Genomic DNA, 226 nt, shown 5'->3' on the forward strand with positions numbered 1-226 from the left:
CTTCAACCTGCGCATGTCCAACACTGAACCGGTGGTTCGCCTGAATGTTGAGGCCCGTGGAGATAAAGCGTTGATGGAAGCGAAAACTGAAGAACTGCTGGAAGAAATGAAAAGGCTGAACGTTTAAAAGGCTGGCAGTGTTAGAAGGCCCCTGAAGTTTGTGGGGCCAGGGTGGCGGTACCCCCTTATGGAACTGTGCGGAGCCAGGGATGGCGGAGCTCAAGCG

1 protein-coding gene is annotated in these 226 nt (G+C 54.4%); it reads left to right on the top strand.

Annotated elements, in window-relative coordinates; all coding sequences use genetic code 11:
- Window positions 1-127: hypothetical protein (locus B3Y70_RS17555; RefSeq protein ID WP_414674103.1), on the top strand; the 127-nt coding region annotated here is incomplete at its 5' end.
- Window positions 128-226: the final 99 nt, after the last annotated feature.

Origin of the sequence: Marinobacter sp. UBA5687, assembly GCF_002420325.1 — a bacterium.
Lineage (GTDB): Bacteria > Pseudomonadota > Gammaproteobacteria > Pseudomonadales > Oleiphilaceae > Marinobacter > Marinobacter nauticus.